The organism is Mycobacterium sp. HUMS_12744610 (assembly GCF_041206865.1).
Taxonomy (GTDB): Bacteria; Actinomycetota; Actinomycetes; order Mycobacteriales; family Mycobacteriaceae; genus Mycobacterium; species Mycobacterium servetii.
The window spans coordinates 4,941,407-4,961,417 of the sequence record NZ_JBGEDP010000001.1 but is presented as its reverse complement, the minus strand read 5'-3'; the positions used below and the strand labels follow the sequence as shown (position 1 = coordinate 4,961,417).

Annotated in this window: 17 protein-coding genes and 1 pseudogene; 8 read left to right on the top strand and 10 right to left on the bottom strand. The window is 70.9% G+C overall.

Going from position 1 to position 20,011, the window contains the following annotated elements; translation table 11 throughout:
* The first annotated feature begins 82 nt into the window (after positions 1-82).
* The 3 genes and pseudogenes from AB8998_RS24100 to AB8998_RS24090 form a co-directional block, all read left to right on the top strand.
* Entirely contained in the window at positions 83-1,417 is a 1,335-nt protein-coding gene (locus tag AB8998_RS24100) for a magnesium transporter MgtE N-terminal domain-containing protein (protein ID WP_369741737.1), read from the top strand.
* Entirely contained in the window at positions 1,414-3,072 is a 1,659-nt protein-coding gene (locus AB8998_RS24095) for an Nramp family divalent metal transporter (protein WP_369740196.1), read from the top strand. The genes AB8998_RS24100 and AB8998_RS24095 overlap by 4 nt, the downstream gene beginning before the upstream one ends.
* A 31-nt stretch (positions 3,073-3,103) precedes the next feature.
* Positions 3,104-3,270, top strand: a pseudogene (locus tag AB8998_RS24090) (hypothetical protein); the annotation flags it as partial.
* A gap of 352 nt (positions 3,271-3,622) precedes the next feature.
* Here AB8998_RS24090 and AB8998_RS24085 read toward each other — a convergent pair.
* Together AB8998_RS24085 and AB8998_RS24080 are read right to left on the bottom strand one after the other, a co-directional pair.
* Positions 3,623-3,817 (bottom strand): hypothetical protein, encoded by a 195-nt coding sequence (locus AB8998_RS24085; protein ID WP_369740194.1) that lies wholly within the window; start codon positions 3,815-3,817, stop codon positions 3,623-3,625.
* A gap of 101 nt (positions 3,818-3,918) precedes the next feature.
* A complete protein-coding gene (locus tag AB8998_RS24080; protein ID WP_369741736.1) occupies positions 3,919-4,173 on the bottom strand; it encodes a DUF732 domain-containing protein in 255 nt (84 codons plus the stop codon).
* 146 nt (positions 4,174-4,319) lie between these two features.
* Between AB8998_RS24080 and AB8998_RS24075 the strand changes: the two genes are divergently transcribed.
* Together AB8998_RS24075 and pstS are read left to right on the top strand one after the other, a co-directional pair.
* Positions 4,320-5,249, top strand: coding sequence for an extracellular catalytic domain type 1 short-chain-length polyhydroxyalkanoate depolymerase (locus AB8998_RS24075; protein ID WP_369740193.1), 930 nt, complete (start codon positions 4,320-4,322; stop codon positions 5,247-5,249).
* A 115-nt stretch (positions 5,250-5,364) separates the two neighbouring features.
* On the top strand, positions 5,365-6,468 hold the full coding sequence (pstS, locus tag AB8998_RS24070) for a phosphate ABC transporter substrate-binding protein PstS (protein ID WP_369740191.1): 1,104 nt from the start codon (positions 5,365-5,367) through the stop codon (positions 6,466-6,468).
* Positions 6,469-6,480: 12 nt separating this feature from the next.
* Here the strand turns inward: pstS and AB8998_RS24065 are convergent, their stop codons facing one another.
* From AB8998_RS24065 to AB8998_RS24045, 5 genes are all read right to left on the bottom strand, one after another.
* A complete protein-coding gene (locus AB8998_RS24065; RefSeq protein ID WP_369740189.1) occupies positions 6,481-6,831 on the bottom strand; it encodes a DUF732 domain-containing protein in 351 nt (116 codons plus the stop codon).
* A 119-nt stretch (positions 6,832-6,950) separates the two neighbouring features.
* Positions 6,951-7,712, bottom strand: coding sequence for an endonuclease VIII Nei2 (nei2, locus tag AB8998_RS24060; RefSeq protein WP_369740188.1), 762 nt, complete (start codon positions 7,710-7,712; stop codon positions 6,951-6,953).
* Positions 7,713-7,727: 15 nt separating this feature from the next.
* On the bottom strand, positions 7,728-12,368 hold the full coding sequence (locus AB8998_RS24055) for an ATP-dependent helicase (protein WP_369740187.1): 4,641 nt from the start codon (positions 12,366-12,368) through the stop codon (positions 7,728-7,730).
* A 33-nt stretch (positions 12,369-12,401) separates the two neighbouring features.
* Entirely contained in the window at positions 12,402-13,064 is a 663-nt protein-coding gene (locus AB8998_RS24050) for a TetR/AcrR family transcriptional regulator (RefSeq protein ID WP_369740186.1), read from the bottom strand.
* A 91-nt stretch (positions 13,065-13,155) separates the two neighbouring features.
* Positions 13,156-13,851, bottom strand: coding sequence for a methyltransferase domain-containing protein (locus AB8998_RS24045; RefSeq protein WP_369740184.1), 696 nt, complete (start codon positions 13,849-13,851; stop codon positions 13,156-13,158).
* Between the two features lie 196 nt (positions 13,852-14,047).
* On the opposite strand from AB8998_RS24045, the gene AB8998_RS24040 reads away from it, so the two are divergent.
* Positions 14,048-14,431, top strand: coding sequence for a hypothetical protein (locus AB8998_RS24040; protein ID WP_369740183.1), 384 nt, complete (start codon positions 14,048-14,050; stop codon positions 14,429-14,431).
* A 451-nt stretch (positions 14,432-14,882) separates the two neighbouring features.
* On the opposite strand, the gene AB8998_RS24035 is transcribed toward AB8998_RS24040, so the two are convergent.
* Positions 14,883-16,283, bottom strand: coding sequence for an IS1380 family transposase (locus AB8998_RS24035; protein WP_369736302.1), 1,401 nt, complete (start codon positions 16,281-16,283; stop codon positions 14,883-14,885).
* Positions 16,284-16,404: 121 nt separating this feature from the next.
* Between AB8998_RS24035 and AB8998_RS24030 the strand changes: the two genes are divergently transcribed.
* Both AB8998_RS24030 and AB8998_RS24025 read left to right on the top strand, forming a co-directional pair.
* Positions 16,405-16,842 carry an ATP-binding protein gene (locus AB8998_RS24030; RefSeq protein ID WP_369740181.1) on the top strand — a complete coding sequence of 146 codons (438 nt, stop codon included), beginning with the start codon at positions 16,405-16,407 and terminating at the stop codon, positions 16,840-16,842.
* The gene (locus AB8998_RS24025) at positions 16,839-17,627 is read left to right on the top strand and encodes an RNA polymerase sigma factor SigF (RefSeq protein ID WP_369740180.1); all 789 of its coding nucleotides are present in this window, start codon (positions 16,839-16,841) and stop codon (positions 17,625-17,627) included. The genes AB8998_RS24030 and AB8998_RS24025 overlap by 4 nt, the downstream gene beginning before the upstream one ends.
* Here AB8998_RS24025 and AB8998_RS24020 read toward each other — a convergent pair.
* The gene (locus tag AB8998_RS24020) at positions 17,598-18,020 is read right to left on the bottom strand and encodes an STAS domain-containing protein (protein WP_369740179.1); all 423 of its coding nucleotides are present in this window, start codon (positions 18,018-18,020) and stop codon (positions 17,598-17,600) included. The two genes, AB8998_RS24025 and AB8998_RS24020, sit on opposite strands and share 30 nt — an antisense overlap.
* A gap of 167 nt (positions 18,021-18,187) precedes the next feature.
* Entirely contained in the window at positions 18,188-19,981 is a 1,794-nt protein-coding gene (locus tag AB8998_RS24015; RefSeq protein WP_369740177.1) for an acetyl/propionyl/methylcrotonyl-CoA carboxylase subunit alpha, read from the bottom strand.
* Positions 19,982-20,011: the final 30 nt, after the last annotated feature.

Sequence of the window (20,011 nt, the reverse complement as noted above, 5' to 3'; positions counted from 1 at the left end):
GGTCGCGGCGTACGATCTGGCGGCCGAGCCGATAGGGCCACGGAAGCAGCACGGAGGAGGGCCAGTGGGTTCATCACATGCGGTGGCCGAGCAGGGCGGGGACCGGCCGGTGATCCACCTGTCGGAGCTGCTGCGTTCGCCGGTGCTGGCCCGCGCGGGCGAGACGGTGGGCCGGGTCGAGGACGTGATCGTGCGGTTGCGCGGGGCCGACGAGTACCCGCTGCTGACCGGCATCGTCGCCGGGGTCGGCGGGCGGCGGGTGTTCATCGGGAGCCGAGTGATCAGCGAGTACAAATCCGACCGGGTTGTGTTGGCCAAGAACAAAATCGACCTGCGCGGCTTCGAGCGCCGTGACGGTGAGGTTTTGCTGCGCACGGACGTGCTCGGGCACCGGCTCATCGATGTGGCCGCCGTCGAGCTGGTGCACGCCTACGACGTCGAACTCGAGGACACCGGCGCCGGGTGGGTGCTCGCGCGGCTGGACACCCGGCGCCCGGCGAAGTTCTTCGGGCTCATCAAGAGCTCGGGCGGGCACGCGGCCCGCGACTGGAAGGCGTTCGAACCGCTGATCGGCCACGTCCGCTCCAACGCGGTGCGCCGCCACTGGGGCAGGGTCGGTGGCTTCAAACCGGCCGAGATCGCCGACCTCCTCGAGGAGGCGGACAAGGCCGAGGGCGGCGAGATCCTGGACCGGGTCCGCAGCGACCCGGAACTGGAAGCCGACGTGTTCGAGGAACTCGACCCCGACAAGGCCAGCCGCCTGCTCGACGACATGCCCGACCACGAGGTCGCCGCGTTGCTGGGCCGGATGCGCGCCGACGACGCCGCCGACGCGATCGCCGACCTGCGCCAGGCGCGGCGCCGGCGGGTGCTCGACCTGATGCCCGCCCCGCAGCGCACCAAGGTGATCACCCTGATGGGGTTCAACCCGCAGAGCGCCGGCGGGCTGATGAACGTCGACTTCGTGTCGTGTGCCGCCTCCGCGACCGCGGGAACGGCGCTCGCGCTGATCGCCGACGCCCGCACCCTGCAGCCGGAGGCGCTGGTCAAGATCCACGTCGTCGACGAGGACAGGCGCCTCTCGGGTGTGGTGTCGGTGATCGCGCTGCTGCAGGCCGCGCCGGGGGAGAGCGTCGGAGCCCTGATGGACTCCGACCCGGTGCGGGTCGGCTCCGCCGCCGACCTGACCGACATCGCGCTGCTGATGGCCGACTTCAACCTCTACTCCATCCCCGTCGTCGACGAGCAGGACCACGTGCTCGGGGTGGTCACCGTCGACGACGTGCTGGAGGCCACCATCCCCGAGGACTGGCGCCGCCGCGAACCCGCGCCCCGCCCGGTCCGCGACATCGCCCAACCCGGCGCCCAACCCGGCGACGAACGCGACTCGGCCGTGCCGGGAGGGGGAGGGGCGTGAGCGCAGGCGACGAGGGCACCACCCACACCGCCGCCCAGAACGTCCGCCATAGCGCCGTGCTCGACAGCGCACACCTGGGCGACATCGAGGGCGCGTTCGGTCGCATCGCCGTCGGCGAGACCGAGCATGCCCGCACGTTCAAGACGCGGCTGCTGACCCTGCTGGCCATCGTCGGGCCCGGGATCATCGTGATGGTCGGCGACAACGATGCCGGCGGGGTGGCCACCTACGCCCAGGCCGGGCAGAACTACGGCTACTCGCTGCTGTGGGTGCTGCTCCTGCTGATCCCGGTGTTGATCGTCAACCAGGAGATGGTGGTCCGGCTCGGCGCGGTCACCGGCGTGGGGCACGCGCGGCTGATCAACGAACGCTTCGGCCGCGGCTGGGGCTGGTTCTCCGTCGGCGACCTGTTCCTGCTGAACTTCCTGACGATCGTCACCGAGTTCATCGGCATCACGCTGGCCGCCGAGTTCATCGGCGTCTCGAAGTACATCGTGGTGCCGGTCTCGGCGGTGGCGCTGGTCGCGATCATGGCCAGCGGCAGCTTCCGCCGCTGGGAGCGGGCCATGTTCGTGTTCATCGCGGTGAGCCTGGCGCAGATCCCGATGCTGCTGATGTCGCATCCCCAGTGGACGCACGCGGCGAAGTCGTTTGTGACGCCCAGCATCTCGGGTGGGGTGAGCTCGGATGCGGTGCTGCTGATCATCGCCATCGTCGGTACCACCGTGGCGCCGTGGCAGCTGTTCTTCCAGCAGTCCAACGTCGTCGACAAGCGCATCACCCCCCGGTTCATCGGCTACGAACGCGCCGATACCGTGCTGGGGGCCTTCGTCGTGGTGGTCGGCGCCGCGGCGCTGCTGATGACCGGCGACTGGGCGGCGCGCTCCACCGGCACCGTGGGCGACTTCTCCGACGCCGGCGCCGTCGCGCACCTGCTCGGCCGGCACAGCGAGGTGCTCGGCTCGATCTTCGCGATCGTGCTGATCGACGCCTCGATCCTGGGCGCGGCCGCGGTCACCCTATCCACCAGCTACGCCTTCGGCGACGTGTTCGGCCTCAAGCACTCGCTGCACCGCGGGTTCTCCGACGCCAAACAGTTCTACCTGTCCTACACGGCGATGGTGGCGCTGGCCGCCGCGATCGTGCTGATCCCCGGCGCCCCGCTCGGGCTGATCACCACCGCCGTGCAGGCGCTCGCCGGCCTGCTGCTGCCGAGCGCCAGCGTGTTCCTGCTGCTGCTGTGCAACGACCGGGAGGTGCTGGGGCCTTGGGTGAACCGGCCCTGGCTGAACTGGGTCGCCGGGCTGATCGTCGGCATCCTGCTGCTGCTGTCGGGGATCCTGATGGCCACCACGCTGTTCCCCGACATCGACGTCGTCGCCGTCGCCGGCTACCTCTTGCTGGCCCTGGTGGCGCTCGCGGCCGCCGCGGTCCCGGTGCTGCGCTGGATGGCCCGCCGCCAGCCTGCGCGCCCGGCCGCGCAACTGCCCGCCCGCGGCGTCGACCGCAACGCCTGGCGCATGCCGCCGCTGACCCTGCTGGAGCCGGTCACCTGGTCACCCGGGACCCGCCTGGGCATGATCGCGCTGCGTGGTTACCTGGTGGTCGGCGCCGTGCTGCTCATCATCAAAGCCGTGCAACTCGGCGCCCGGTAGGTAGCGCTACGGTCGCATGCCATGAGCGAAGATGAGCCTGCTCGCGCGAAAAATGCTGTGCTACAACAGCTTCCGTGTTACCGCGGTGTGTTCGCCGACCCACGCCCGCTGCTGACCGAGCGCAACCACCACCGCGTCGGCTTCGGTTCGGTCTGCGAATTCCCCGGCCGTTCGACGGTCCGGCCGGAGAGTTGCGCCCCCTACGCGTTCACCGGGACGTTGCACGAGGTGACCTTCGACCTGCAGACCGTGCCGCCGGAGGCCGAGCGGGCGCTGCACGAGCACGCGCCGGCCCAGGCCGTCGGGTGTGGCGCCGCGGGCTGACTATCGGGCGTTTTCGCCGTCGTCCGGGGAATCCGCCAGGGCGGCCCGAAGGCTCTGTTTCATCTGGTCCCGCACGTAGGAGCCCGTTTTTCCGCCGGTCTGCGGGCAGTCGGGGCAGCTGAGGACGGTGAACGGGTTGGGCACGGATCGGCGCCCGTGGGCGCGGGCACGACGACGCCGGCACCGATGGGCAGTTTGGCGATCACCCGCGGCGATGTCGGCGGAGTCACTGCGGGACGGAGATCCCCTCGAGGTCGGTCAGCGCGGTCTCGATTCCCCGGTTGATCTGATCCGTCACCACGGGGCCGCCCCGCGGGGCCGGCTGCGGGCAACTGCAGCTGAGGACGTTGAACGAACTGGGGTCGGCGCCGACCGGTGCCGCCAGACCCGCCGCGGCCGCCGCTGCGAGGGCGAGACACATCACTAGTTTCGTAACCATCCACAACTCCCCAAAACCGACGCTGTATGAATCTTAGGTGCCGGCGATGGCGGGTGCACGTCAACACTGCATAACAGTGGTAACTACGAGATGTACTGCGGGCAGTAGGCCCGCATGCTGGCGCCGACGAAGTATCCCGCGTGGTAGCCGTCGAGCGGGCTGTTGTCCATCACTGCGGACGCGACCTGGCTCGGCGACTCGCCGCGTTGCAGTTCGTTGCACACCTCGTTCGCGCCGCCGATCGCGGCCTCGGGACTCGGGTAGTGAATGTTCTTGGCCTGCAGCGCGTCCAGGAACGCGTCGTCGTTGGCGTCGGCGCGCGCGGTCGGGGTGGCCAGTCTCCGGATGGGCGTGATGACTCCAGGGACTCTCGGTCGACAGCGAGCTCGAATAGGTTAGCCAAAGCGACTCTGCGGCGCAGCGGTTCGCGCCGCGCGCCGCGCAATCCGGCACACGCACCGACCCGAGTCGGTACCTTGTCGGCATGCCGTTCGCGCGATGGTTGTCGTTGGCCGGTGTGGTGGCTCTGGCGGTGGCGGTCCTGGCCGGCTGCGGCGCGCGGCATCTCGCGGCGGCCGGCGCCCGCGACGTGTCCGGCACGCTGTGGTCCGGGGGCCTCGAGAGGACCTACACACTGCACGTACCGCCCGGCGACCCGGTCGGCCTGGTGCTCAGCCTGCACGGCGGCGGCGGCAACGGAACTGGGCAGCGGGGGCTCACCGACTTCGACGGAGTCGCCGACGCGCACCATTTGCTGGTGGTCTACCCCGACGGGTACGACAAGAGCTGGGCCGATGGTCGCGGGGCCTCGCCGGCGGACCGCCACCACGTGGACGACGTGGGGTTCCTCGTCGCCCTGGTGGGCAAGCTGCAGGACGACTACAACATCGACCCGGGACACGTCTTCGCCACCGGTATGTCCAACGGGGGCTTCATGTCCAACAGGCTGGCCTGTGACCGCGCCGACGTCTTCGCCGCGATCGCGCCGGTAGCGGGGACCCTGGGCGTGGGCGTGCCGTGCCACCCGTCACGGGCGGTCTCGGTGTGGGAAGCCCACGGAACCGCCGACCCGCTGGTGCCGTTCAGCGGGGGCAACGTGCGCGGTCGCGGCGGGATCAGCCACGCCGTCTCCGTCGCGAGCATGGTGGACAAGTGGCGCTCGGTCGACGACTGCCACGGCGAACCGTCGGCGGAGGCGTCGCCCGGTGTCGGGGACGGCACCGCCGTGCACCGCTTCGCCTACACGGTGTGCGCGGCGGCCACCGAGGTGGTGTTCTACCGGATCGACAACGGCGGCCACACCTGGCCGGGCGGCAGACAGTACCTGCCCAGGGCCGTCATCGGCCGCACCACCCGCGCCCTCGACGGCTCGGAGGCCATCGCCCGGTTCTTCCTCGCGCATGCCCGCGATTAGCCCGCCGCGCTGCCCGCGGCCGTACGCCGAGCCTCGTGGGTGCGATCTTGTTACTATGCCTCATACCTGCGGGAGCCGCAGCGCTGCTGGTTCGCCACCGTCCAAAGGAATCGGGTTGCCACTCAATCGGTTTGGTGCCGCGCTGAGTATCCTGGCCCTCGGGGCGATGCTGTCGGGGTGCGGCGCCGACGACAACGGGCAGCATGCGGCGACGGGCACGTCGCCGGTGCGGGTCACCTGCGGCGGCAAGCCGACGTTGCGGGCCAGCGGTTCCACGGCGCAGGCCAACGCGATGACCCGTTTCATCAAGGCCTTCGAACAGGCCTGCCCGGGGCGGTCGCTGAACTACACGCCCGACGGGTCCGGCGCCGGGATCAGCGAATTCGTAGGCAGCCAATCCGATTTCGCCGGGTCCGACTCGGCGTTGAGCAAGGACGAGTACGCCGGGGCGCAGCGGCGGTGCGGTTCGCCGGCGTGGAACCTGCCGGTGGTGTTCGGACCCATCGCCATCGTCTTCCACATCGACGGTGTGACGTCGCTGAACCTCGATGGCCCGATCGCCGCGCGGATCTTCAACGGCGACATCAAGGCATGGGACGACGGCGCGATACAGGCGCTGAACCCGGGCACCACCATGCCCGCCGAGCCGATCAGCGTCGTGTTCCGCAGCGACCAGTCCGGAACCACGGACAACTTCCAGAAGTATCTCGACACCGCCTCCGGCGGCGCGTGGGACAAGGGCGCCGGCAAGACGTTCAACGGGGGCGTCGGCGAGGGCGCCAAGGGCAACGACGGCGCCGCCTCGGCCGTCCAGAGGACCGAGGGGTCGATCAGCTACGTCGAATGGTCCTACGTCCAGGCTCAGCGGCTGGAGATGGCCAAGATCGTCACCTCGGCCGGCCCGGACCCGGTGGGGATCAGTGCCGAGACGGTGGGCAAGACCATCGCCTCGGCCTGGTTCATCAAGGGCGGCAACGACCTTGCCCTGGACACGATCTCGTTCTACCGGCCCAACCAGCCCGGCTCGTACCCGATCGTGCTGGCGACCTATGAGATCGTGTGCTCGAAGTACCCGGACGGGCAGGTCGGCGCGGCCGTCAAGGCCTTCCTGCAGAGCGCGATCGGCGCCGGCCAGGACGGCCTGGCCGACCACGGCTACATTCCGGTTCCGCAGGCGTTCATGTCGCGGTTGTCGAGCGCGGTCAACGCCATCTCCTGACCCGGCCGCGCGTCACGGCGCCGAGTGATTCCTCGGGCAGAACGCGGCGATGCTCGCGCCGACGAAGAAGCCCGCGTGGTAACCGTCCAGTTGGCTGTTGTTCATCACTTCCGAGGCTACGTCGGACTTCTGCCTGCCGTGGTCGAGTTCGTCGCAGACCTCGTGCCCGGCGATGATCGCGGCCTGCGGCGACGGGAAGTTGATCCCCTTGGCCTTCACCGCGGACAGGAAGGCGTTGTCGATCGCGTCGGCATGCGCGGCCGGGGCCGCGACCCCGGCCAGGCCCAGCAGCGCGACCGTCAGGGCAAGGTCGACAGACAGTGGACGCACGCGCTGCGGCGTGCGCGTCCGGCTGTTCGTCATCGGGGGGTCCTTCGGGTCGGCGGTGCAAGAAGGCAAGCCAAAGCCTTTGGCACTGCGATCATTGCATGCCGCGACCGCGACCGCGAAAGTTCCCGGCGCACTTGATCGAAGTCCCCTGTTCAGCGCTGGCAGACCGGACACCAGTAGGTCACCCGCTCCCCGGCGGCGCCGGATTCGCCGTAGCGGATGGGTGCGCCGCAGCGGCGGCAGGGCTGTCCCGCCCGCCCGTACACCCACAGCTGCCGGCCCGCCCGGGTGTCGCCGGTGGTGCAGCGGTTCCAGCGGAAGCGGTTGATCCACAGCATGTCCCGGGCCCGCGCCACCAGCCGGTGCGGGTCGGCGACCGCGCTCACCGGCGCGGTGGGCAAATGGCCGGTGACGAAGCACAATTCGTTGCAGTACACGTTCCCGACCCCCGCCAGCACCCGCTGGTCCAGTAGCGCCTCGGCGAGCGGCCGGCCCGGCCGCGCGGTGAGGTTAGCCGCGGCCCGCGCGGCGTCCCAGTCCGGGCCCAGCAGGTCCGGGCCCAGGTGGGCGACCGCGGTGGCGTCGCGGTCGCGGTCGCCGATCTCGAGCACCCCGAGGTCGACGCCCACGGCCCGCACGGGGCCGGCTTCCAAAACGATCCGCGCGCGATGGTCCACCCGCACCGGACGGTCACCGACCCGCCAGCTGCCGTCCATCTTCAGGTGCGAGTGAATGCTGGCCGGCCCCACCCGGATGAACAGGTGCTTGCCGCGGCTGAGCACCTCGTCCACCGCGTGCCCGGTCAGGTCGACGGTCGCGAACCGCGGCACCCGGACGTCGCAGCGCGTCAGCGTGCGCCCGGCCAGGTGCTCCCGCAGGATCGCGGTGTGCCAGACGGTGTCACCCTCGGGCATGGTTGTCCGGCATGTTCACCGCAGCCGCAGCCCGCGCGGGGTGCGCACGAATCCGGCGTCCAGCAGCCCCGCCAGCGCGTCCGCCGCTCCCGCGCCGGGCAGCGGCTGCAGCGCGGGCACCCCGTCGATGCGTTCCACCAGGATCCCCGCGACCCGCCGCCCGGACACCAGGCCGGCCAGCGCCGCGGCGGCCGCGTGGTGGGCGGCGGGGTCGTCGGTGAAGGTCAGCAACGAGCGTCCGCCGCGTTCGAGGAACCAGGCGCACTCGCCGTCCACCAGCACCACGAGCGCCCCGGCCTTGCGGCCGGGCCGCGCCCCCTGGCCCTGCGCGGTCGAGGCAGGCCAGGGCAGCGCGGCGCCGTAGGGGTTGGCCGGGTCGGCTGCGGCCAGCACGAGCGCCCGGTAGTCGGGCCGCTGCGCGTCGACGCCGTCGGTGTAGCCGCGCAGCCGGTCCACGGTGGACGCGACGGCGAACTGCGCGCCGCCCAGCGACTCCACGAAATAGCCGCGTTGGCAACGCCCGGCGTCCTCGAAGGAGCTCAACACCTTGTACAGGGTGGCGAACCCGCCCGGCATCCCCTCCGCCGCCACCGCGCCCCTGGTCAGGACGCCGTGCCGGCCCAGCAGCAGCTCGGCCTGGTAATGCGCGCGCACCGTGGAATCCGGCTCGGGGGGCGGCAGGGCCGACCACCGTCCCGCCACGGTCGGGTCGGCGGCCCGGTGGTGCTGGGCGTGCGCGACGCTGTAGCGGCTCAGCCGCGGCGGCCGATGCGTCCGGTGCGCCGGCGCCGAACGCCTGCGGCCGCCCGTTCCGCTCAGCAGGGCGCGCACCGGGGCGAAGGTGTCACCGGTGACCCAGCCGGCCCAGATCAGTTCCCACAGCGCGGCTTTGAGCCGGGCCGGGTCGATGTCGCCCGTTCCCCCGTCCGCCGCGAGCTGGCGAAAGAAGTACGCGCCGCCCCCGGACAGCGTGTCCAGGATCGCGCGGTGGACGTCGGTGAGGTCGGCCTGGGCGGGCGGCGCCAGGGTCAGGGGCGCGGAGTCGCTGTGATGCAGCGCGATCCAGCCGTCGCTGCCCGAGATGGACCCGGCGCCCGACCAGGTGACCTCCCCGGTCGCCAGCAGCTCGTCGAGCAGCGCCGGGGTGTAGTCGGCCACCCGCGGGGCCAGCACCAGCGGTTCGATCGCCGAGGCCGGCAGCCGCACGCCGGCCAGCTGGTCGATCACGGTCAGCAGGCCGTCGGGGCCGGACAGGTTCGATGAGACACGGTGCCAGGCCGGCAGGAACCGCCCGTACGCGGCGGTGCTCACCGGCTCGATCTGGGCGCGCAGCGCGGCCAGCGAGCGGCGCCGCAGGATGCGCAACACCTCGGCGTCGCACCACTGCTCGCCGCCGCCCGGCGTTCGGGCGGGCTCCGCGGCGGCGACGAACTCGCCGCGCACCAGGCGCCCTCCAGACGCCCCCGAGGCGGCCAGCCGGCTCAGCACGTCGGCCGTCACCCGCAGCCCCAGGCCGAACCGGGCGGCCGCCTCGGCGGTGGTGAACGGGGTGTGGGTGCGCGCGTAGCGGCCCAGCAGCTCGCCCAGCGGGTCGCTCACCGCCTCGGTGAAGCCGGAAGGCACCCCCGGCGGGACCGCCACCCCCACTCCGTCGCGCAACCGGCCGATGTCCTCGATGGCCACCCACCAGCCGCGCCCGGCGAACGACACCGTCAGCGCGCGGCGGGCGGCCCGCAGGCCTTCCAGCCAACCGGCCACCTCGGCGCCGCCGGCGCGGGCACCGATCTCCTCCTCGGTCAGCGGGCCCAGCAGCCGCAACAGGTCCGCGACCCCCTCGGCGTCGCGGGCGGCCCGCTCCGGCGAGAGGTGCTGCAGCTGGCGGCCGGTCGCGGCGATGACGTCGGGGTCGAGCAGCTCGCGCAGCTCCACCCGGCCCAGCAGCTCGGCGAGCAGCGTCGCGTCCAGCGACAGCGCCGCGGCCCGGCGTTCGGCCAGCGGGGTGTCCCCCTCGTACATGAACGCCCCGACGTAACCGAACAGCAGCGACGCCGCGAACGGCGACGGTTTTGCGGTCTCGGTCTCGAGCACCCGCACCCGGCGCGCGGCGATGCCGTCCATCAGCTCGGCCAGCGCCGGGACGTCGTAGACGTCCTGCAGGCATTCGCGGACGGTCTCGAGCACCACGGGGAAGTCGGGGTACTTGCGGGCGACCTGCAGCAGCTGGGCCGCGCGCTGGCGCTGCTGCCACAGCGGCGAGCGGCGGCCCGGGTGGCGGCGGGGCAGCAGCAGGGCCCGGGCCGCGCATTCGCGGAACCGCGACGCGAACAGCGCCGACCCGCCCACCTCGGCGGTGACGATCGGGTCGATCTCGTCGGCGTCGAAGACGAAGAGGTCGGCGCCGGGCGGGGTGTCCCCGGTTTCGGAGAGGGTGTCGGGCAGCCGCACCACGATGCCGTCGTCGGAGGCGGTGGGTTTCTCGTCGATGCCGTAGCGTTCTCGCAGCCGCCGGCCCACCGCCAGCGCCAGCGGGCCATGCACCCGCAGCCCGTACGGGGAGTGCAGGATCACCCGCCAGTCGCCGAGCTCGTCGCGGAAGCGCTCGACCAGCAGGGTGGTGTCGGTGGGCACCACCCCGGCCGCGGTCCGCTGCTCGTCGAGCAGCCCCCACAGGTTGTCTCTCGCGTAGGCGTCGAAACCCAGTGCGGCGCAGCGCGCGTCGAAGGCGTCGCGGCGCAGGCCGGCCAGCTCGCCGGTCAACGCGCCCAGCGCGGCGCCCAGCTCGGCCGGGCGGCCCACGCCGTCGCCGCGCCAGAACGGCAGCCGGGCCGGCTGACCGGGAGCGGGGACCACCAGCACCCGGTCGTGGGTGATCTCCACGATGCGCCAGCTGGTGGCCCCGAGCGAGATCACGTCGCCGGGCCGCGATTCGTAGACCATCTCCTCTTCGAGTTCGCCCACCCGCGAAGGCTTCTCGGCCTCGGAAGCGAGATAGACCGCGAACAGGCCGCGGTCGGGGATGGTGCCCCCGGAGGTGACGGCCAGCCGCTGGGCGCCGGGGCGGGCGGTCAGCGTCCCGGTGTCGCGGTCATAGACCAGCCGCGGCCGCAACTCGGCGAACTCCGTCGACGGATACTTGCCGCTCAACAGGTCCAGGGTGGCCTCGTACAGGCGGCGCGGCAGCGTCGCGAACGGGGCGGCCCGCCGCACCGTGTCGAACCACCGGTCGGCGTCCAGCGGCTCGAGGGCGGCCGCCGCCACGGTGTGCTGGGCCAGGACGTCGAGGGGGTTGGCCGGCACCCGCATCGTCTCGATCTCGCCGGTAAGCATGCGCTGCACGCTGACCGCACAGCCGATCAGGTCGGTGCGGTGCTTGGGGAGCAGCACGCCGCGGGAGACCTCGCCGACCTGGTGCCCGGCCCGGCCGATGCGTTGCAGGCCGCTGGCCACCGACGGTGGCGCCTCCACCTGGATCACCAGGTCGACCGCGCCCATGTCGATGCCCAGCTCGAGGCTGGAGGTGGCCACCACCGCCTTGAGCAGCCCGCGTTTGAGGTCCTCTTCCACCAGCGCGCGCTGCTCCTTGCTGACCGAGCCGTGGTGGGCGCGGGCCAGCAACGGGTCGGCGCCGTAGGTCTGCCCGCTTCCCATGATGTGCGCCGGCGCCCCGCCGGGCACCCCGCGATTGGGCCCGGACGACTCGGCGGGCAGCTCGACGCCGCGGCGCTCGGCGTGAATCTCGTTGAGCCGCGCGGTCAGCCGTTCGGCCAGCCGCCGCGAGTTGGCGAACACGATGGTCGAGCCGTGCGCCTCGATCAGGTCGACCAGGCGCGCCTCGACGTCGGGCCAGATGCTGGGGGTGCCACCCGCTTGCGGGGGAGTGTGCGCCAGGTTCGCCATGTCGGGCACCGGCACCTGCACGGTGAGCTCGACGGTCTTGCCCGACGGCGGGGCCACGATCCTGGTCGGGGACTGTCCCGACAGGAACCGGGCCAGCTCCTCGGGCGGGCGCACGGTCGCCGACAACCCGATGCGCTGGGCGGGCCGCCCCTCGCGCAGCGCGTCCAGCCGCTCCAGCGACAGGGCCAGGTGCGCGCCGCGCTTGCCGGCGGCGATGGCGTGGATCTCGTCGACGATCACGGTCTGCACGCCGGCCAGGGTCTCCCGCGCGGCCGAGGTGAGCATCAAGAACAGCGACTCCGGCGTGATGATCAGCACGTCGGGCGGATGGTTGAGCAGCTGCCGGCGCTGCGCGGGCGGGGTGTCGCCGGACCGCACCCCCACGCTGATGTCGGGAACCGGCACCCCGCGGCGCTCGGCGATCCGCGCCAGCCCCGCCAGCGGGGCGCGCAGGTTGCGCTCGACGTCGACCGCCAGGGCCTTGAGCGGGGAGACGTAAAGCACACGGGTCCTGGCCCGCCGCTCGGGATGGGCGGCCAGCCGGTCGATCGCCCACAGGAACGCCGCCAGCGTCTTGCCGGACCCGGTCGGCGCGATCACCAGGGTGTTGTCGCCGTCGGCGATGGCGTCCCAGGCGTCGGCCTGCGCGCTGGTGGGCGCGGCGAACGTGCCGGCGAACCACTCGCGGGTGACCGCGCCGAACCGGCCCAGCGGGTCGGGGGGACGGTCAGGCCGCTGCGGACCGGCGCGAGTGCTCACCTGACCATGGTGCCAACGGGGACCGACAGGCGCTCACAGCCTGGAGGTGGCCATCAGGTGGGCGAGTTCGTCCGGAATGCCCGGCACCCGGGCGATGGCGTCCAGCAGCGAGTGCGCGCAGGCGTCGGCGAGCCGCTCGGCATCGGTGGACGGGTCGATGATCCGCCGACGGCAGATCTCGAAGGTGAGCGCCAGCCAGCCGTGCAGGATCACCTCCAGGTGCTTCTCGGTCTCGGGTTCCAGCTTGTCGGCCGGGATCGTGCTCACCAGTTCGGCGACCCGGCTCATGATGTGTTCCAGCTGGCGGTTCTTGGCCTCGTCGCTGACGCCGAGCAGCACCGGGTCCGAGCGGCCCAGGCCGACGTACGCCGCCCACGCCGACTGCGGATGGTGTTGTTGGTAGGCCATGTAGGCCAGCACACCGGTCCGGATCTCCTCGAACAGCGTCAGGCCGGCGGGCCGCAACGCGTCGGTGGCCTCGTAGAGCCGGTCGGCCTCATCCTGCACGACCGCGGCGAAGAAAGCCCGTTTGTCCGGAAAGTAGTGGTACATCAAGGCGCGGGAGACCCCGGCCCGCTCGGCGATCTCGTCGATGCGGACCTCGTCGTACGGCCGCTGACCGAAAACCTCCGCCCCCAGAGCAAGCAGCTCTGCTCGGCGGTCCTCGGGGGACAACCGCCTTCTAGCTCTCGGCATGGGTCAGATAGTACCCACGCGGCCGGCGGCGACGTCCGGACTTGCGTTTATGGGATCCAAGCCCGCCGGACTGGGACCGCCTCGGGCGGCGTCATTTCAGCGTGCGCACGCACAACCGGAACAGGCACCAGGAGATCTCGGCCCGCACGCCCGCCTTGTCCAGATAGCGCTGCCATTCGGCCCGGCGGAAGCTGCGGGTGATGGAAACGATGCCGTCGGAGCGCACGATCGGGTGCCAGCGCATCAGGTCGGCCAACAGCGGAAACAAGTAATAGTTCAGCGAATTGCGGTGCAGATCCGCGATATGCCAGCCGCGTGCGGAATTCGCCTGCAGCCACATCAGGAACTCGACGACCTCCTCGTCGCCGAGGTGGTGGGTGAACTGCGAGCTGACGATGAAGTCCGGCCGCTTGTCCGGGGTGTAGGCGAACACGTCGCCCGTCCGGTACTCGATGCCCATCTCCGGCGGGGTGGCCGCCTGCGCGGCGGCGATGCTGCGCGGGTTCAGGTCGATGCCCGACAAGCGCGCCTTGAGCCCGCGGCGATCCGCCCAGCGCGCGATGGCGCGCAACAGATCGCCGTCGCCGTAGCCCACGTCCAGGATCGAGAATTCCGCGCCGGCGGGCAGCGTCTTCGTCGCCCGCGCCAGCCAGCGCAGCGCCGGGAGGTGGGTGAGCGTCATACGGTTGACGACGGCGAGGTCGGCCAGACAGCGCTGGTAGTCGGCGAGGGCGACGTTCTCGTCATCGAGGACTTCCGGCGTCATGCTGCGCACCGAGAGGTCCATGCATCCCATCCTTCCCGTCGAATCCCCGCGCTCAATCTTGCGGCATGGTCCCCAGCGTTGCCCACGGCCCTCCCTCCCCGGCCTCCCCGACGGCCGAGAACGGCGGTTTACCGTGGTTTACCACCGGGTATGGGTTTTGGTGCGATCGTTTCGGGGGGTGGGATCCTTCGGGGGCGGCAACACATGAGGATGAAGGATGCAGAAGGCAGACGAGTGGTCCACGGGCGACCGCCTGGGGCAGGAGGACGGCGAGGTCCACGCCGCCGTCCGCTTCGCAGCCCTGGCTACGGCTGCCGGGGTCGGCTTCCTGGTCATGGCGGCGCTGTGGGTCAGTACCTGCCCGGGCGTGAGCGTCGACACGGTCGCGTGCGGCGCGCCGCAGCGCACGATGCTGGCTTTCGGGGGCCCGCTGATCCTGCTGACGGCCGGGCTGTGGGCGTTTCTGCGCACCTACCGCGTGTGGCGTCGCGAGGGGACGTGGTGGGCATGGCACGGTGCGGGCTGGTTCCTGCTGACGCTGGTGGCGGTGACAGTCTCATTGGGGGTGTCGCCGATCGCCGGCCCGGCGCTGGGACTCTGAGGCATTTCGCTGAGATCACGCGCGAAAACCCGGCTCCCGGGTTTTCGCATGCTGCCGGGCGGGTATCAATAGTTCGACCATGACTAATTCCCGCGACCATTGCCCCCACCCCTGCACCGCGACGCGCCGGGACCGGCGCGTCGCGGTCAACTCCATTCCGGCGAATTCGAGTGGGGTACCCGGCGGCGACAATGGCTAACCCGCTGGAACGTATGGTCCCAGGGGGGCTGCAGAGCGGTAGTAACGTCAGTCGAACAATGCCGGGAGACCATACCTCAGAATTTCACGGTGGCCCGGGTTCTGCTGTGGCGGTCTGCGGGGCGGCAGCTTTGTCGAGGTTTTGAGGCTGGGGGTAGGCGGCGGCGCCGCGTGTCGTGCGGTGACGCCGGGTCCTTTATCCCGGGGGTGGTTACTCCTTTCTTGGGGTCGAGAGGGCATAGGGGCCTGTGGGTCAGGGTATGGCGCGGACCCTGTTGAGGGCGTCGGCGAATTCTTGTGCCCAGGGCCAGGTTTGGGGGATCCGCAGGATCAGGTAGCGGGATCGTTTGATCAGCCGGGCCGCGGCGTGCAGCAGCCGGTAGCGCAGGGTGGCGGGTTCGGCTTTGGCCAGTGGGCCGTCCAGGAGTAGCAGTCGCATCCAGCACAGCAGGTCGATGGCGATCGCGACGGCGGTGACCCAAGCGGTGTTGATGGCGAACGAGTGTGAGGGCCAGCGGGCCAGGCCGGTGTCTTTGCCGGTGCGGATGAAGCCCTCCACCCGGGCGTGGACGCGGTGGCGGGCTTCCAGTCGCTGGGGTTGTCCACCGGCAGTCGAGGTGGCGAGGACCTGGTAGCGGTAGCCGGCCAGCTGCTCGAACAATGACAACTGGGTGCCGTGTTCGATTTCTTCGCGCCGCACCAGGATGCGCATGCCGGCCGGCCAGCCGACCAGCCGATCCCCTCCGGTGCTGTGGCGCAGCAGCCCGGTCAACTCGGCGACCTGGGCGTCGTCACGGGCCGCTCCGGTGGCATCCAGTGCGGCTTGCCATCCCGCATCGGGCATCTGGCCGATCGCGACCCGGACCCGCTCATCGAGGTCGAATCCGACCGAGTAGCCCACTGACATCCCCGGCCGGGCATTGAGTTTCTCCAGGTGTTCGACGACGGCGTGGCTTGAACCCGCGCCGTCGATGGTGACCAGCAACTTGCGGCGCCACTTGGCCGGGATCGCCGCGATCGCGGCGTCGATGATCGCGATATGATCGGCCGCGGTGTTCGAGCCGGCGTTGCCTGCACGGGCGATCACCGCCAGCAGTTCGCCGGTGTTGTCACACCACGCCAACAGCGGGTGGAAGCCAAACCCGCCTTTGAAATTGCCTGCGGCGTGCTGCTTATCGCTGTGCGACTGAATCAGCGACGCGTCGATGCGGATCACGATCGTGTCCCCGAGGTCCCCATAGCAGGTCTGCGAAGCCGGGATCGCACCGTGGCGGGCCTCGATCGCCTCCCACACCCGAGAGCGGACCTTGTTGCGCACGGCCGTGACCTCGGTGATGCTCTGCTCGTCGATCTCGCCCAGGGACCGCCACATCGTCGGAACCGACGCCACCGCCTGAAACAACCGGTGCTGATCGCGCAGCACCGCGGTGCCGGCCAGGTTCTGCGCGCCGCCGGCGATCGATACCGCCACATCGCGCAACACCGCGCCTCGGTCGTGGGTGACTTCTGGGCGCGACAGCACCGACGACAAACCGCTGGTCAAACCCAGATTGTCGGCCAGCAACCGGGGTATCACGTTACCGGCGTGCCCGACCACGTCGTCGCCACGGACCTCAACTCGGACATTCTTCGACCAATCCGTAGTAGCCTGCATCTGACAGGTGCACTCCCATCCTGGATAACCGAGCCTCGAATACTCCGATTATCCTTGCGGCAGTGCACCTTTCACGTTAACGACACCCCTGAGCTCCACATTCGATGAAAAATCCAGGCATATGAACGACGCGGGATTGCGCGTCCACAAGCGCAACCGCGGCCACCGAGCCGTCGAAGTGCACGTCGCCGCACGCCTGGAGAACCTGGCGATGCTGCGCACGCTGGTCGCCGCGATCGGCACCTACGAGGACCTGGACTTCGACGCCGTGGCGGACCTGCGGCTCGCGGTCGACGAGGTGTGCACGCGGCTGATCCGTTCGGCCACGCCGGATGCGACGCTGGTGGTCGTCGTGGACCCGCAAGACGACGTTCTGGTCGTGGAGGCCTCGACCGCGTGCGACACTCACGACGTGGTGGCGCCCGGCAGCTTCAGCTGGCACGTGCTGACGTCGTTGGCCGACGACGTCAAGACCTTCCACGACGGCCGCGCACCCGATGAATCCGGCAGTGTCTTCGGAATCACACTGACGGCCCGGCGGGCGGCCTCCAGCAGGTGACGGCGCGAAATGCCGGCGGTTCGGCTTCGCGCCCCAACGAATACGCCGATGTGCCGGACATGTTCCGCGAGTTGGCGACCTTCGCCGCCGACTCGGCGGATTTCCAGCGCCACCGGGACAAGATCGTGGAGCGCTGCCTGCCGCTGGCCGACCACATCGCCCGGCGGTTCGAGGGCCGGGGCGAGCCGCGCGACGACCTGGTCCAGGTGGCGCGGGTGGGTCTGGTCAACGCGGTGGTCCGGTTCGACGTCGACACCGGTTCGGATTTCGTCTCGTTCGCCGTCCCCACGATCATGGGGGAGGTGCGGCGCCACTTCCGCGACAACAGCTGGTCGGTGAAGGTCCCGCGGCGGCTCAAGGAACTGCACCTGCGGCTCGGCAGCGCCACCGCGGAGCTCTCCCAGCGGCTCGGCCGGGCACCCACCGCCACCGAGCTCGCCGAAGAACTCGGCATGGAGCGCGAGGAGGTCGTCGAGGGCCTGGTGGCGGGCAGCTCCTACAACACCTTGTCCATAGACAGCGGTGGCGGCAGCGAGGACGACGAGGCCCGTGCCATCGCCGACACCCTGGGCGACGTGGACTCCGGCCTGGACCGCATCGAGGACCGCGAGGCGCTGCGCCCGCTGCTCGAGGCGCTGCCCGAGCGTGAGCGAATGGTGTTGGTGCTCAGGTTCTTCGAATCGATGACGCAGACGCAGATCGCCGAGCGGGTCGGGATCTCGCAGATGCACGTGTCCCGGCTGCTGGCCAAGTCGCTAGCGCGGCTGCGGGACCAGCTGGAGTAGCGGGCGCGGCTCCCCGGCTCCCGGCTGGCCGCCGGGCCGCAGCAGCGGTTCCTCCTGCGGCGTCGTCACCGGCAGGGTGCCGTCGGGGTCGCAGACGCGCAGCAGCAGGGCCACCGCGGGGCTGGGCACCATGGCCCAGTTCGTGCGGGCGCCCGAGCACATCACGTTGATCCGGTGCAGCGCCGAGAAGCCAGCCGTACCAATGAATTTCAGGCCGCGCAGGTCCAGGGTCACGCGCTTGCAGCGACGAGCGCTGCGTTGGACGTAGGCGGCGAGCTCGTCGGCGTTGGCCGCGTCGAGTTCACCGTCCACCGTGATCACGGTGCCGCCGGGTAGGCGGCACGCGCCGAACTGCGCGGTACGACTTTGTTGCCAAGATTGGGCCACAGACATAGCCGGACTCCATCACTAGAGGAGGGTGTGCTGTGGATGACGTCAGGCGAAGCCGGGAAGTTCATGCGCCCCCACGTTCCCGACGTGATCCGGCGGCTGTGAACTCAACCTGATTGCACCCTACCCGTGCCGGGGTGGGCCGACAACGGTTGCGGGGAGCCGGCGGATCACTTGATCTCGGCGAGCACCGTGCCCTGGGTGATGGCCGCACCGGCCTCGACGGCGAGCCCGGTGATGACGCCGTCCTTGTGCGCGGTGACCGGGTTCTCCATCTTCATCGCCTCGAGGACGACCACCAGGTCGCCGGTGGCGACCTCCTGTCCCTCCTCGACCGCGACCTTGACCACGGTGCCCTGCATCGGAGCGGTCACCGCGTCACCGGAGGCCGTCGCGCCCGCGTGCGCCCCGCGCTTGCGCGGCTTGGGCTTCTTGCGGACGACGCCGGCCGGGTCGGCGGCACCGCCGGACAAGGCCAGGTCGCCGGGCAGCGACACCTCCAGGCGGCGGCCGTCGACCTCGACGACCACCTTCTGCCGCGGCCGGGTGTCCTCGTCATCGAGGGGCTCGCCGCCGGTGAAGGGTTCGACGGTGTTGTTCCACTCGGTCTCGATCCAGCGGGTGTGCACGGAGAAGCCCTCGTCGTCACCGATGAACGCCGGGTCGGACACGACGGCGCGGTGGAACGGGATCACGGTGGCCAGGCCCTCGACGTGGAACTCGTCCAACGCGCGCCGGGCCCGCTCGAGGGCCTCGGTACGGCTGGCGCCGTACACGATCAGCTTGGCCAGCATCGAGTCGAACTGCCCGCCGATCACCGAGCCGGTCTCCACGCCGGAGTCCAGCCGCACCCCGGCGCCCGCGGGGGGGTCGAACCGGGTGACCGGGCCCGGCGCGGGCAGAAAGCCGCGACCGGCGTCCTCGCCGTTGATCCGGAACTCGAAGGCGTGGCCGCGCGGCGTCGGGTCCTCGGTCAGGTCCAGCTTCTCGCCGTTGGCGATGCGGAACTGCTCGCGCACCAGGTCGATGCCCGCGGTCTCCTCGGTGACCGGGTGCTCGACCTGCAACCGGGTGTTGACCTCCAGGAACGAGATCAGCCCGTCCTGGCCGACCAGGTACTCGACGGTGCCGGCGCCGTAGTAGTGGGCCTCTTTGCAGATCCGCTTGGCCGACTCGTGGATCTCCTTGCGCTGCGCGTCGGTCAGAAACGGCGCCGGGGCCTCCTCGACCAGCTTCTGGAAGCGGCGCTGCAGCGAGCAGTCGCGGGTGCCCGCGACGACGACGTTGCCGTGCTGGTCGGCGATCACCTGGGCCTCGACGTGGCGGGGCTTGTCCAAGTAGCGCTCGACGAAGCACTCGCCGCGGCCGAACGCGGCCGTGGCCTCGCGCACCGCCGACTCGTAGAGCTCGGGGATCTCCTCGAGGGTGCGGGCGACCTTCATGCCCTTGCCGCCGCCGCCGAAGGCGGCCTTGATCGCGATCGGCACGCCGTACTCCCGGGCGAAGGCCACCACCTCATCGGCGTCCTTGACCGGGTCGGGAGTGCCGGGCACCAGCGGCGCCTGGGCGCGCGCGGCGATGTGGCGGGCGGTGACCTTGTCGCCGAGGTCGCGGATCGACTGCGGGCTGGGCCCGATCCAGATCAGGTTCGCATCGATCACCGCCTGGGCGAAGTCGGCGTTCTCCGACAGGAAGCCGTAGCCGGGGTGGATGGCGTTGGCCCCGGACTTGGCCGCCGCGTCGAGGATCTTGCCGAAGTCCAGGTAGGACTCCGCCGACGTCTGGCCGCCCAGCGCGAACGCCTCGTCGGCCAGCCGCACGTGCGGTGCGTCCGCGTCGGGCTCGGCGTACACCGCCACGCTGAGCAGCCCCGCGTCGCGGGCCGCCCGGATCACCCGGACAGCGATCTCGCCGCGGTTGGCGACGAGCACCTTGGAGATCCTCGAGCCGGCGTGACTAGCCACTGCGCCTCCTGTTTGGCATATCTGCAGACT

Coding starts and splice junctions, on each gene's coding strand:
- AB8998_RS24085 (WP_369740194.1), bottom strand. CDS start 3,817: ATGTGTCTCGCCCTCGCAGCGGCGGCCGCGGCGGGTCTGGCGGCACCG.
- AB8998_RS24075 (WP_369740193.1), top strand. CDS start 4,320: ATGCCGTTCGCGCGATGGTTGTCGTTGGCCGGTGTGGTGGCTCTGGCG.
- AB8998_RS24040 (WP_369740183.1), top strand. CDS start 14,048: ATGCAGAAGGCAGACGAGTGGTCCACGGGCGACCGCCTGGGGCAGGAG.
- AB8998_RS24020 (WP_369740179.1), bottom strand. CDS start 18,020: ATGTCTGTGGCCCAATCTTGGCAACAAAGTCGTACCGCGCAGTTCGGC.
- AB8998_RS24045 (WP_369740184.1), bottom strand. CDS start 13,851: ATGGACCTCTCGGTGCGCAGCATGACGCCGGAAGTCCTCGATGACGAG.
- AB8998_RS24035 (WP_369736302.1), bottom strand. CDS start 16,283: ATGCAGGCTACTACGGATTGGTCGAAGAATGTCCGAGTTGAGGTCCGT.
- AB8998_RS24065 (WP_369740189.1), bottom strand. CDS start 6,831: ATGACGAACAGCCGGACGCGCACGCCGCAGCGCGTGCGTCCACTGTCT.
- nei2 (WP_369740188.1), bottom strand. CDS start 7,712: ATGCCCGAGGGTGACACCGTCTGGCACACCGCGATCCTGCGGGAGCAC.
- AB8998_RS24050 (WP_369740186.1), bottom strand. CDS start 13,064: ATGCCGAGAGCTAGAAGGCGGTTGTCCCCCGAGGACCGCCGAGCAGAG.
- AB8998_RS24030 (WP_369740181.1), top strand. CDS start 16,405: ATGAACGACGCGGGATTGCGCGTCCACAAGCGCAACCGCGGCCACCGA.